Annotated in this window: 9 protein-coding genes; 8 read left to right on the top strand and 1 reads right to left on the bottom strand. The window is 48.6% G+C overall.

Annotation, left to right across the window (positions count from 1 at the left end):
• Window positions 1-3: 3 nt before the first annotated feature.
• On the bottom strand, window positions 4-1092 hold the full coding sequence (locus tag QQK89_RS27985) for an FG-GAP repeat domain-containing protein (protein WP_284242057.1): 1089 nt from the start codon (window positions 1090-1092) through the stop codon (window positions 4-6).
• A gap of 167 nt (window positions 1093-1259) precedes the next feature.
• Here QQK89_RS27985 and QQK89_RS27980 point away from each other — a divergent pair, with 167 nt between their 5' ends.
• From QQK89_RS27980 to QQK89_RS27945, 8 genes are all read left to right on the top strand, one after another.
• Window positions 1260-2102: a helix-turn-helix transcriptional regulator gene (locus tag QQK89_RS27980; protein WP_284242056.1), complete on the top strand. Its 843-nt coding sequence runs from the start codon at window positions 1260-1262 to the stop codon at window positions 2100-2102.
• Window positions 2103-2113: 11 nt separating this feature from the next.
• Complete coding sequence (locus tag QQK89_RS27975) at window positions 2114-3016, top strand: helix-turn-helix transcriptional regulator (protein ID WP_284242055.1); 903 nt, start codon at window positions 2114-2116, stop codon at window positions 3014-3016.
• A 124-nt stretch (window positions 3017-3140) separates the two neighbouring features.
• Window positions 3141-4415 carry a glycoside hydrolase family 27 protein gene (locus QQK89_RS27970; protein ID WP_284242054.1) on the top strand — a complete coding sequence of 425 codons (1275 nt, stop codon included), beginning with the start codon at window positions 3141-3143 and terminating at the stop codon, window positions 4413-4415.
• A 173-nt stretch (window positions 4416-4588) separates the two neighbouring features.
• Window positions 4589-5278 (top strand): hypothetical protein, encoded by a 690-nt coding sequence (locus QQK89_RS27965; RefSeq protein WP_284242053.1) that lies wholly within the window; start codon window positions 4589-4591, stop codon window positions 5276-5278.
• Window positions 5279-5317: 39 nt separating this feature from the next.
• Window positions 5318-6100, top strand: coding sequence for a class I SAM-dependent methyltransferase (locus QQK89_RS27960; protein WP_284242052.1), 783 nt, complete (start codon window positions 5318-5320; stop codon window positions 6098-6100).
• 185 nt (window positions 6101-6285) lie between these two features.
• Window positions 6286-7050 (top strand): collagen-like protein, encoded by a 765-nt coding sequence (locus QQK89_RS27955; RefSeq protein ID WP_284242051.1) that lies wholly within the window; start codon window positions 6286-6288, stop codon window positions 7048-7050.
• A 145-nt stretch (window positions 7051-7195) separates the two neighbouring features.
• On the top strand, window positions 7196-7696 hold the full coding sequence (locus QQK89_RS27950; RefSeq protein ID WP_284242050.1) for a hypothetical protein: 501 nt from the start codon (window positions 7196-7198) through the stop codon (window positions 7694-7696).
• 383 nt (window positions 7697-8079) lie between these two features.
• The gene (locus QQK89_RS27945; protein ID WP_284242049.1) at window positions 8080-12993 is read left to right on the top strand and encodes an S-layer homology domain-containing protein; all 4914 of its coding nucleotides are present in this window, start codon (window positions 8080-8082) and stop codon (window positions 12991-12993) included.
• Window positions 12994-13126: the final 133 nt, after the last annotated feature.

Raw genomic sequence — 13126 nt, 5'->3', positions numbered from 1 at the left:
GGTTTACTCCTTTGCCGGTCCATTATTTTCGAATAGATAAAGTCCGTCTTTGCCTGGTGCAACAATGTCCGGATACCCGTTGCCGGTAAGATCCTGGACCCAGAAATAAATGCCTGTCCCCGAAGCCTCTCCCGCAGGGCCATAGTCAATAACGAACTTATCAAACCGACCGCCATTCACCCGGTAATAATAAAGACCGATCGGGTCATGCGCTCCGGGATCTCCGTCATTATGGGCACGGTAACGTTTGCCTGTTACAAGCTCCAGTTCGCCGTCGAGGTCAAGATCAACAAGCCAAAGGTCATGGAATTGCGACGCGCTATCGTCAATCGTATGCCGGATCCAGCTGCGCGTTCCTTCTTCCGATTGGCGTTGCTCGTACCAGTGGAGACCATAATCATGCGCTTGTCCGACGATCAGATCGATAAGACCGTCGCCATTAACGTCATGTCCAAGCACGGGAACGCTGGCCGAACCAAGCGACCATTCGGCGTGGAACATCCATGGAGTTTGATAAGGATCTTCGGGCTGCTCCAGCCAGCCATGACTCAACACGATGTCCATGCGCCCGTCACCGTTAATATCAACAAAACCCATGCCATGCCCGCTAGGCGCTTCGCCAATAACTACCTTTAAAAATTCACCGGTGCCTTTGCCTTCAGCGTCTCTCAATAGCTTATAGAAGGCTTGAGGTTCATTTGGCGTATTGGGGAATATCTCGGGCACGCCGCAACCGTCGATATCATAGAAACGGATCGTTTCGATATTGCCGCAGCGGTCGATATCAATCGTTTCCCACTCTTCGTCTTTCCTTCCCGGATTGCGGCGCCATCTTAGCGTCTCGGTAAACCAGGAGCCGGTGATCAGATCCATCCAGCCGTCTCCGTCTACATCCATTGGATAATCCGAAAAATCATCATGGTATTCGCCGATTGCTTCCACGTCGCAGATAGGATGCCGCAATGCGTAATCGGGACCTTCATACCAATAAGCTCCGCTTACAATGTCTGATATCCCGTCATTATTAACGTCAAATACGGCGCATGCTTCGTATGGATCATCCGAGAGCTTTCGTTTTGTGAACTCGGTCATTGGGAAACCTCCTGCACTCGTTACTATTGCTTATTGCAAAAGACGACGAAATAGATTTAGATAATTGTATACGTTTGCTAACTTGAAAATACCGGAGTTTCAGCCTGTTCTCAATCCTTGTTCTTGCGAATCAGGCTATTCATTCTTGCGAAATGAGAGGAATAACAGTGGAGATTACCTCACGGTTTCTAAGTTCGGCTTCATTAATTGCAAGCGGGGAGTTTCTATGCGACGAGTCAAATCCTTTTCTTCATCCGCTTCATCGCCACGAGACGTATAGCGAACTGCTTTTTATAGAAGAAGGCAAAGGCAACTTTGTGATTGACGATTTGACTTATAAGATCGAAGCGGGGACCGTCTTGCTCTATCATCGGGGAATCTGGCATGAAGAGTTGTCTACGCATTATCCGTTTCGTGCTACTTATTTTGCGTTTAAAAATTTGCAGGCGAAAAATTGTCCAAAAGACTTTTTTCTAACCCCCGATAAACGGCCGATTATTAATCTTGGAAATAAAGCTGAAGATCTCGCGGTTGTGATCCGGGAATGCCATGCGGAATTCCAATCCGAGAAGCCGGAATCTCTCACAGCCGCGAATCATTGGTTTGGTTTGCTCCTCGTGCAGCTGAACCGCCAGTTGGCGGGAGATTTCAAGGAACGAAGTTCCTTCAAACCTGCGGAAGCGGCCGTTATGAAGGCAAGGAGTTATATGGAAGAAAACTACCAACTGCCCATCACTCTTGATTCGCTCGCCAAGATTACGTTAGTCAGCAAATATTATTTATCGCATTTGTTCCAGCAGGAGGTTGGCATGTCTGTCATCCAGTTCCTGATCCGATGCCGAATGGAGGCCGCGAAGCGGTATTTGCTAATGACGGATCGTCCGGTGAAGGAAATTGGAGAGCTGGTGGGCTATCAGAGCGAGACGACATTTCATGCGATATTTAAGAAGATGAACGGGCTTACTCCGGGGAATTACCGCGAGAATGAAGGGAATAAACGGGATCTTTAGCAGAAGGGGAGATGGCTATGGCAACGGATCCGCTTGCGGAAACGGGCACGTATGGCTTCCGGTTTACGACGCCGGAGCAATTAGCTTTGTGCCAATTGTTTGCGATCGGCAAAGACATCGTTCAAGATCCTCACTATTATTGGGACGGGTTGATTCGAACGGATGGACCGCTTCTCTTATTTCAATACACGCTGGACGGGGAAGGCTGTTATGAGAATGGCGGGCAATCCTGCCGGATTAGGGCGGGACAAGCTTTTATGACGGAGATTCCTGGCGATCACCGCTATCATTTTCCAACTGACGGCACGTGTTGGTCCTTCATCTTTGTGTTAATGCGGCCGACGATTATTTTTCCGAATTGGGAGGAAGTAAAGCGTCAGCTAGGGGAAACGCCTCATTTGCCTCAAGGAAGCCGGCCTATTCGTCTACTGCACAACATGTGGGAGGAAGCAAAGTCCGGCCGGCTCAAAGATCCGTTTACAGCCTCGTCTTTTGTGTTTCAGTTTATATCGGAGTTGTGCCGATTTGCGCTCGCTCCGGAGGAGCACGCCCGCGATTGGCCGCTTAAAGTACAAGAAGCGGTTGCTTATATCGATGAACATTTCAAGAATATGATCAGCCTCGATCAATTGGCGGAACAACTTGGTTTATCCAAATACCATCTGCTTCGTTTGTTCACCAGATCGGTTGGTTTGTCGCCAAATGATTATTTAAACCAAGTTCGGATTACGGAAGCAATGAGGCTGTTGCAAGAGACGGAGTGGAGCGTGGAGCGGATTGCCAAGCAAGTTGGTTATTCGGGCGGCAGCTACTTCATTAAATGGTTCCGCAAAATAACGGGAGAGACGCCGGGCCATTATCGCTCTGGTAAAGGACAGCTTGTCTATAACCGTGTGTATTTCGATTTGTTGTAATTCGGGAACCGCAATATATTGCTATAATTGAAGCTAGATTACTGTAGAGTGCGTATTCTAATTGCGATTAATATAGAGACATGGAAGCAATTCATTCTTATGAAATGGAAAGCGGGAGGTCTCTATGAACCATCATGCATTTGCCCCAACTCCGCCGCTTGGGTGGAACAGCTGGGATTGTTACGGCGCTACCGTAAGAGAAGAAGAAGTTCGCGGGAACGCGGCTTATATGGCGGAATATCTGAAACCTTATGGCTGGGAATATGTCGTTGTGGATATCCAATGGTATGAACCGGGCGCCGTGTCTGACTTATACCGTCCTTTCGTCAGATTGGAGATGGATTCCTATTCGCGGTTGATGCCGGCGGTTAACCGCTTCCCGTCCGCCGATGGCGGTCAAGGCTTCAAGCCGCTTGCGGATTATGTACATAACCTCGGGCTGAAATTCGGCATTCATATTATGCGGGGGATTCCGCGCCAAGCCGTTCACGACAACACGCCTATAAAAGGCACGTCGGTTACGGCCCGGGACATTGCCCACACCTGTTCCTTCTGCGGCTGGAATACGGATATGTATGGGGTTGACGCTTCCAAGGAAGGCGCGCAAGAGTACTATAATTCTCTCTTCGAGCTGTATGCCGAGTGGGGCGTTGATTATATTAAAGTGGATGATATCGCTGACTCTTGGCTGCATGGCGGAGCCCACTTGGGAGAGATCGAGCTGATCCGTAAGGCTATCGAGCATGTTGGACGTCCAATTGTACTGAGTCTTTCCCCGGGGCCCGCGCCAGTCAAACATGCCGATTTCCTGGAGGATAACGCTAATATGTGGCGGATGACCGACGATTTCTGGGATCGCTGGCCGCTTCTCCTCGACATGTTCGACCGCTGCAAAACGTGGGAAGGACGCCCGAAGCCGGGCTGCTGGCCCGATTGCGATATGCTTCCGCTTGGCCGCATAGGGGTTCGCTGCTCCCATCCGGATAGAATGACCAGATTTACTCGGGACGAGCAAGTAACGATGATGACGTTATGGTCGATATTCCGTTCTCCTCTAATGATGGGCGGCGAGATGCGGGATAATGACGAGTGGACGTTGTCGCTGCTGACGAACCGGGAAGTGCTGCATATGCACCGCACCAGCTTTGGGGCGCGGCAGGTGTCGCGTGATGGAGACCGTGTCGTCTGGTCGGCGCAAGGCAGCGATGGAGAACATTATGTTGCTTTGTTCAATACGGGAGAAGAAGAGGCAGAGGTGGCCGTCACTTTGCGCGAGTTGGGACTGGATGGCGAAGCTCTTGTACAGAACCTATGGAGCGGTGAGGTTTTGGGAACGCGGACCGAGACATTATCCGCTGTTATTGCTCCGCATGGTGCGGCTTTGTATAGACTGGGTTAATATTAATAAGCAAAATGATGAGAAAATCCGCGTAATGCGGATTTTTTCTTTTTTAGGCTTCTTGATTGTTGCAGAACTTTCCAATGATTGGAACGTATAAGAAAAGCGAAGATATGAGCGACAACGGGTTCAGGCCACAATACAAAGTTATTAGAGATAAGGGGGGCGAAATATTGAAAAGCTACAAGGTTATAGCCATATTGGCCATTATATTGTTAATGATATCCGTAAGCATGAATGTAATTAATCACCGTAATAATCAAAAGAAAGAGAATTATGAGACTGCCGTTGACGTTGCTTTAAGCAATTATCTGTCACATTATAATACGGGTTCCATTGATCGGTCACTTACACGAGTAATCACGGATAGAAAAGTATACTTTGGCGAGGTAGGAAGACCGGTTAATTTTTTGGCGAGAGATTTCCAAGAACTAAGTAATATGCATCGAGAATTAACGCTGATGTATGGACCTTTATTTTCTTTTAAAAACTACAACCAGATTAGCAGTATAAGTACTGACCCCAACATCTTTGATATGCTTGCTAATTTTTCGTCGTTTTTTGATTATTTGTATGAGAATAATTCTGACTCGATTGCAATTGAAGATGAACAACTATATATAAGCTTTAATAAATTAACAGATGAAGAACGGAATGGGATAGAAATTATAGCTGAAATAACCGGAGAACTTGAAAAAGTCAGAAGCGAAAGTTCTCAAAACAAAGCATTAATGGATTATTTAGAGGATTACATGCTAAAAAGCGCGGAATACTTTCATACTCCAGAAGTACAGGAGAAAGTTGCTGCTTTTGAAAGTATAAGAATAAAATTAATACCTAACATGGAAAGCGACATTGGATAGATCTGGAACTCACTTTTAGGGTAATTAGGAGGTAGTGTCATGGAACGAAAACATTTGTTTAACGAAATGGTTGCGGAGTACGACAAATATAGACCTAACTATCCTGACGAGTTATTTGTTGATATCGCGAATTTCGCAAATTTGAAGAGTTCGGATCACATTCTTGAGATCGGATGCGGCACGGGGCAGGCGACAAGCGGATTCGTGCATAATGGATTCGGGCGGATCACATGCGTCGAGCTTGGAGATCAACTGGCGGCATTTACGAGAGAAAAATTCAAGCATAAACCCGGTATTCAGGTTATTCAATCCGACTTCGAATCGTGGGATAGCGGGAATGAGAGATTTGATTTGGCGATTTCGGGGACGGCTTTTCATTTTATCCAGCCGCAAGAGCTTGGTTACCGGAAAGTATATGATGTGCTGAAGCCTCAAGGGAATAAGGCCTTTTTCTGGACGGTTCATGTTCCTGGCTATGATGAGATGTCCGTTCAGATTCGGGAGATCTACAGAAAATATGCTCCGCAGCTCGACGATTCCACAAATCCCACCATGGAGGAAACGATTCAAGCGAGAACGCAACTAACGGTGAAGGAAGGGCTATTTCAACAATTGGAGGTCAAAACGTACAGATGGGAGCATGCCTATTCCGCCACCGAGTATATCGCGTTATTAAATACAAACTCCAGACATCGGCTGGTCCAAGATGATATTCGAGGTAAATTGTTTGACGAGATGAAGGAAACAATTGATCGTTTTGGCGGTACCATTAGAAAGCCGCAGGCAGTCATTCTATTTATGGCAAAGAAACGAATTAGATAGATTACAAGAGGCAATGAACCATTTTCTGCTAGATGACAAACCTAGTAGGTACAAGTCCAAAATCTTTCACGCTAACTTCATATGGTATTGCATCACATATGGAGGTGCTGGTATTGGGTTGTCTCAAGAAACGCCGTAAACATGTTGGCAAAAAGCGTCATAAAAGATGCTGCCGTAAAATAATCGTGAAAAAAATTATTAAAGGAACCAGAGGCCCGCGAGGACCTCAGGGAACTTCGGGAGATCCGGGTGCTCAAGGCCTTCCGGGACCTCAAGGTGCTACGGGTCTTCAAGGGCCTCAAGGACACAGCGGACCTTCCGGTTTAACAGGTCCGGCAGGTCTAACCGGTTCAACAGGCTTAACAGGTCCTTCCGGCTTAACAGGTCCAGCAGGCTCGACTGGTCCAACTGGCCCGACGGGCGCAACGGGTCCCGCAGGCCCTCAGGGGCTAATCGGCCTAACTGGCGCAACCGGACCGACCGGACCGGAAGGACCTCCGTTTATTCCTTCTTCTTTATTCGTCAGCAGCACGTTAGAACAAAACATTCCCAGCGGCCCGCAAGGCGGAGGAGAAGGCGGGGCTGTATCGTTTAATAACTCCGTTATTAACGGTACGGCTTTGACTTTCTCGGGTCCTTCAGCGATCACTATTGTAGAGGACGGCGTTTATAGTATCGTGTGGGAAATCTCTCCTCTTGCTCCGATAGAACCTGGATCCGGAATTAGCGTGTTCGCATTATTTGCCGATTCCTTGCTAGTAGCAGGAAGCAATTACGGCAGTCCAAATAATGCAAATCCATATACGGGCCAGGTTATAGCAAGTTTGGGGTCTGGTACGACATTAACGCTGAACCGGTTTGACGATACAGGTGGCGGCGTCGTATTAAACGCTACGATTCTTGGAAATCCAATCATCAATGCATCCATCGTCATCATAAAAATCGGATAATACAACAATCATTGACGCTCCTGCGGGGCGTCGATTTTTATTTGGAGAAAAGTGAAACATTTTGGCTTGTATCCCCGTTTTATTTAACATAAAAGGGAATATGTTGTAGAAGGATGGCTTGTAATAAAAGGAAGGGGCGGCTAACTTGCAATTATACTTTCGGGAAAATTTCTGGAATGCCGGAACGACGGAAATTTTGGATGAGCAAGAGAATCAAATCGGACATCTGGATATGAGAAGCGCATTTAGCTCAGCCATCGATATCTATGATTCCAAAGGCCAATTGCTGTATAACGGGAGATTCCCGTTTTTCTCCGGGAAGTGGGAAGTGAGCGGCGCGGATGAAGAGCAAGTAGGCGTTCTGAGAAGCAGGCTATCGTTTTTCTCCAAGAAATATTCCTATGAGACGATTGGACGCGGTGATTACGAGATTATATCTCCGGCATTCTCGAGAGAGTATGACATTATAGACGAGTCGGAGAATGTAGTCGCTCAGTTCAAGCAAGTGAACGGATGGCTATCTTCGGGTGCTTTTGTCCTCGACAATCAATGTGAATTTCTTGATCCTTATGAACTTGTTGCCGTCATCATCGGCATGCATGCCATTCAAAAAGCAGCAAGCAGCGCGGGTACAGCCGGAACCTGATAAACCTAGAAGACGCCTATGATAGGCGTTTTTTTGTTTAATAATAGAGAAATCAGCGAATGTTACGATACATAAGAAGACGAGAATAACCTATTGGTTTGAAATCGATTTCAATATTTAATAAACAAAATAGACGATGAACCAAGTTTTTAATCCTGTAAATCAGTGGTTTGTTTATGAAAGCGATTAAATTGTTTCTAATCAGGTTATTGAAATCGATTTCAATTCATGCTATTATCCATTTCAGAAAGCATCTGGTTATAACTTCGTGGGGATCTCTTGTCAAACAAGGAGGTGGAGGGACTAATCTGAGGGAAATCAAGTTTAGCAGATTTACATTGTAATCGTATGTTGAATCACTTTTCTTGAGAGGAGCTTGATGCATGATAGCAAGCAAATGGAAACGGATGGCGGCTCAAACGTTGGCTACAGGACTTATTGTCACCAGCTTTACGGGGATTGCCGTGCCAGCCGTAACGGCAGCGCCGGGGGATCCGGTCCGCGTATGGATGACGACAGGCGATAAAAGCAATTTGTTAACCAAACAGCCGGATATCGCATTCGAAACAAACGGTGCGCCGGCCCAGCTTACGATTGATGTAGATGAAAGTACGAAATACCAAACGATTGACGGATTTGGCGGTTCGCTAACGGACTCATCGGCTTATGTCATTTCCCGGATGAAGGATGCAGAGAAAGACGCACTAATGAACAAGTTGTTTAGCCGTGAAGGCGACGGCGTTGGATTTAGTTATTTGCGACTGCCTATGGGCGCAAGCGATTTTGCAACCAGCATTTATACGTATGATGACATGCCTGCGGGAGAGACCGATCCGGAATTGGAGCATTTTTCGATCAAACATGATAGCGCATACATTATCCCGGTACTGAAGCAGGCGCTTGCGATTAATCCGGATCTGAAAATTATGGGAACGCCTTGGAGCGCGCCGGGTTGGATGAAAACAACGGACTCTTCGATAAAAGGGAAGTTGAAAGACGAATATTACGGGGTATACGCCCAGTACTTTGTTAAGTTTATAGAGGCATACGAAGAGGAAGGTATTCCGATTGATGCCATTACGCTCCAGAACGAACCTCATTTCGAGCCCGGTGATTATCCTGGGATGAGGATGGAACCGGAGGATCAGGCGAAATTCGTGAAAGATTATTTGGGCCCAGCCTTCGAGGATGCTAATATCGATACCAAAATCGTGGTCTGGGATCATAACTGGAGCGAACCGGATTATCCGATAAACGTTCTGAATGACCCGGATGCGAACAAATATATTGCCGGCTCCGCATTCCATGGATATGCAGGAAATGTAAATTCCCAGTCTCTTGTCCATGATCAGCATCCGGACAAAGACATCTATTTCACGGAAAGCTCCGGCGGCGAATTCTCGCCTGACTTTGCCGGCAACGTGTTATGGGATACGCAAAACCTGATCATTGGCGCTACCCGCAACTGGGCGCGGACATCGCTCAAGTGGAATGTTGCGCTTGACGAGAAGCACGGTCCGTACGTTGGCGGATGTTCGGATTGCCGAGGGATCGTCACGGTAGACAGCGCAACGGACGAAGTGAAATTTAACGAAGAGTTCTACGCGTTTGGCCAGGCGAGTAAATTTGTCCTGCCGGGAGCTCAGCGGATTAAATCCAATACTTTTGGGTCTGGAAGCATCGAGGATGTTGCGTACATCAATGAGGACGGCTCTAAAGTATTGATCGCCCTAAACTCTTCCAAACAGCCGCAGGAGTTCAAAGTGCGCTATGGATCGCAAAGCTTTAAGTACACGCTTCCCGCGGGAGCCGTAGCGAGCTTTGTATGGACCGGCACGCAGGATGAAGCAGCAGCAATTAGTCCTTACGCCGCGCTGCAAGCCGAGGATTACAATGACATGCAAGGCATCGCGACAGCCGTGACGACAGATACCGGCGGCGGTAAATCCGTCGCATCTTCGGCGGAAGGCAACTATATCGCTTTTGACAATGTCGAGTTTCTGAACGGTACGGCAAGCGTAAAAGCAAGAGCAGCGTCGCAAGGTGGCGGCAGCATAGAGTTCCGGCTCGATCGCCCGGATGGCGCTTATATTGGGGGAGTCGAGCTTACCGATACGGCAGGTGCCTGGATTACCAAAGCCGCCCAGACGGAAGCCGTAACCGGCAAGCACAAATTGTTTGTCGTTTTCCGCGGCAACATTAACTTAAACTGGTTCCAATTCTCCTATGATTATGTGCAAAGCAGTTATAACTATATGAACATTGGCGGCAGCTTCGAAGAAGGCGGCTTAGCCGGATGGAATGGCTGGACCCCTGACGGACAAACTTCTGCCCAGAAAGCGGATCGGGATAATCCAAGAACCGGTTCGTATAAGCTAACTCATTATTTAGGCGGCAGTACGCCTTATGAGCAAACAACCTACCGTACGGTGAAGGTGCCAAACGGGACGTATAAAGCTTCTGTATGGTATCAGAAGGGCGGCGATACGAACATAAGCCTGGAAGCGAAAAAATATGGCGGTTCAGATCTTAGCGTACCTGCCGCAACAACGGCTTACGTAGGCTCATGGACGCAAATCGCCATTCCTGAAATTCAAGTAACAAACGGTCAAGTCGAGCTGGGTATTCATTCCCGCAATAAAGGCGGCGAGTGGGCGGCGTTCGACGACGTGGAATTAACGCCGGTAATAACGAAAGCTCCTATGGCAGCGCAAGGGACTAACCCGCCCGAGACACCCCAAGGCGTTGGCGCCGAGCTCTTGGACGGACATAACATCAAGTTATCCTGGACTTTGGCTGCAAATGCAGCCCGTTATAAAATTTACCGCTCTACAGCGGATTCGCAAGCAACGGCTAACGGTGTCTATCCGGATTACCGGCTTATTGGACTCGCTGACGGCGAAGCTTCGAATTATGTAGATCAAGGCCTTCGCGGCAATCAGGTTTATTCATACCGGATAACAGCCTTCAGCTCTGAAGGGGAGTCTGCGGCAAGTGGCTCGGTTAACGCCACAACCGCAGCAGGTTCGGATAACGTCGCCCCCGCAGCGCCAACCGGTTTAACCGCTGAGCCTGGAATCGAGCAGGTAAAACTCGCATGGGAGCCTAACGTCGAGACGGATTTCCTGAAGTACAACATTTATGTGAACGGTTTCAAAAGGGCATCGGTTGATCCAGCGCCTTCCTCCGTCTATACGGTGACGAATCTGAAAGCGGGCACGCGGTATACGTTTACGGTAAAAGCGGTGGACCAGGCCGGCAACGAATCGGCGGCTAGCCAATCGGTCACCGAGACGCCAACCGTAGCAAGCGTATTAATGCCATTCCCGGATAACAACCTGAACTTCGAGACGACAGATTCCGCAGGCAAACCTACGCTAGCGCCATGGCAGGAATGGCATCCCGGAACGCAATCGAATGCTTCCTCCATCGATAGCGATAATCCGCGCGGCAAATATAAAATGACGCATTGGTCCGGTTCGGCTTACCAGCAATCGAACTACCAAGTGCTTGCCGTTCCAAACGGCATATACAAAGTTCAAGTTTGGGCAAGAACAGGCGGAGGACAAAACAAGTTCCAGCTTGAGGTATCTGGTTACGGCGACAACGCTCCGCAACTCAGCAAGGATATGAGAAGCGCAAGCGGCAGCGTGTATACTCCTTTTGCGATTGACCGTATTGAAGTAACAAACGGCAAACTGCAGATTGGCGTATTCTCCGACGCAAAAGCCGGTAACTGGGCAGCCGTTGATGATTTCGAGGTATACCGTTATCCGGATGCTACCGTTGGAGTAACGGGTGTTTCGCTGGATTCATCACAACTTTCTCTTAATCTGACCGCTGCTAAGACCGGTACGCTGACAGCATCGGTCCAGCCCGTGGATGCGGAAAACCATAACGTATACTGGAGCAGCAGCAATACGTCGGTTGCTACGGTAGTGAATGGCGTCGTAACGGCGACGGGAGTTGGTACGGCTGAAATTACCGTAGCAACGGAAGATGGCGGATTTATTGCTGCGGCAACCGTAACCGTAACAAGCGGAACATCAACGCCGTCAACCGGCGGAAGCAGCGCGAATGGTCCTGCCGTAACAACGAAGGGCAATGAAGCTTCCATCCGCGGCTTTGTACCGGTAACGGGGACGACTCCTGCTGGCGGGTCGGCATCGGTAGTTAAGATCGATGCGGCACTATTGGAGAGTGCAGCCCAAGGCAATAAGACAGAGAGCATTACGATAGATTTGACCGATCTCAATGGACAAGACAATCTTGAGGCTGAATTCCCGGCAGCTGCGCTTGCTGCGCTTCTCAAGGGCAACAACGCGATGACGATTGTCGTCAAGTCCAATCTTGGATCGTATGAGCTTCCATTGGCAGCTGTACTTAGCGGATCAGCAGTTGACGGACAACAGCTCCGCATTGGCATCCGTCCTGCGTCCGATGCAGTGAAACAAGCCGGGCAGCTGGCCATCCAGCAACGGAACGGTACGCTGGTCGGGATTCCCGTTCAGTTCAACGTATGGGTAGGGAGCAGTCAGACTTGGCAAGAGGTAACAAGCTTTGGCAAACAGTTCGTGACCCGCACGATCCCGCTTGGAACAACGACACAGCAGCCAACCGGAGGCGTTGTCATCGGTACGGACGGCTCTCTGAGTCCGGTGCCAACGACGTTTAATACCGATGCAGCCGGCAACGTTACAGCTGTTATTCGTTCAAATCATAACAGCGTTTATGCCGTATTAGCTGCCAATCGAACGTTTGCGGATACAAAAAGCCATTGGGCTGAAAAAGAAATCAATAATCTCGCTTCCCGCTTTATTCTAAACGGGGAGGGGGAGGATCAGTTCTCTCCGGATCAATCATTAACGCGTGCGGAATGGGTGGCTATGCTGACCCGCGGGCTTGGCCTTGCAGCCGGCAGCTCGGCAACGGCCTTTAAGGACGTAGCGGCCGGAGCTTGGTATGCGGATGCCGTATCGGCTGCTACGGATGCGGGAATTATCCAAGGTTTTGCGGACGGTTCCTTCCGCCCCAATGACAAGATTACAAGACAAGAGCTGGCTGTGACAGCAGCTAATGCGCTGGCTTTTGCCCAGAAAACCCAGCCGGCTAACATAGAGCAGCTTGCGGATCTGAAGGACCATAGCCAGATTGCGGCTTGGGCAGTTGATGCTGTGGCGCAAACGCTGAAATCCGGATTGGTCAAAGGAACGCCGGAAGGCTATTATTATCCGGAGAAGTCAGCAACGCGCGCGGAAGCGGCAACGATTTTGTACAGATTAATCTCCATGTTCTAACCTGCAGAACAACAAATGAACCAAATGAAGCCGGCTGTCTCCTAGAGATAGTCGGCTTTTTCCTCTTGATTTCTAACAAAGATTATATATTTTTGTAACCTTTTCCCTTCTTGGGCGTCTATAACCTTGTATG

The sequence above is a fragment of the Paenibacillus glycanilyticus genome (genome assembly GCF_030161375.1).
GTDB lineage: Bacteria > Bacillota > Bacilli > Paenibacillales > Paenibacillaceae > Pristimantibacillus > Pristimantibacillus glycanilyticus_B.
This window is presented reverse-complemented; position numbering and strand designations above follow the sequence as displayed.